The sequence below is a fragment of the Pseudogemmobacter sp. TB195 genome (assembly GCF_058313095.1).
Genome location: NZ_JBZEGG010000240.1, coordinates 1 through 509, shown reverse-complemented (window position 1 = coordinate 509; position 509 = coordinate 1). Strand labels below are relative to the sequence as shown.

The following is a 509-nucleotide window of genomic DNA, read 5'->3' as shown; positions in this document are numbered from 1 at the left end:
GGAAGAAGCGGTCATGATCTGTTTCCTTTCAAAGCCGGTTGTATCCCGAATGGGGCCGCTACTCTGCGGCCTCCCTGATGGTCCCGACGATCCATTCATTCAGGCTCTTGCCCGATGCTGCTGCGGCAATGACTGCGGCGGCATGATCGTCAGGCGTGAGGCGGACATTGAACTTGCCGGAGAACTTCCGGCGCGGCTCGATGCCCTTTTCCCGGCACATTTCGAGATAGACGGCCAACGACTTGCGGCCTTCCTCGATCAGATTGTGGACGCTCTCGGCATAGAAGTCGGCCCCGCCATTGAGACCGACAAACTCGCCGCGCAGCATCTGAATCTCGGGATCAAAAGCGATAACCGCCTTCTCGCCATTGATTTCAACGACATTGTTCATGGCTTTACTCCGTGTTCGTCCAGCCATTTACGGATGCTGGCAACCGCACCTTTGTCCGTGTCCGGTGACGGATGCGGACGATGAAAGACGCGCACTTCGCCGAACAGGAACACACCAA

General features: G+C 57.2%; 1 protein-coding gene. It reads right to left on the bottom strand.

Annotated elements, in window-relative coordinates:
* Positions 1-58: 58 nt before the first annotated feature.
* Positions 59-391: a type II toxin-antitoxin system HicB family antitoxin gene (locus tag AC4FS3_RS29575; RefSeq protein WP_491023510.1), complete on the bottom strand. Its 333-nt coding sequence runs from the start codon at positions 389-391 to the stop codon at positions 59-61.
* Between the last annotated feature and the right edge of the window lie 118 nt (positions 392-509).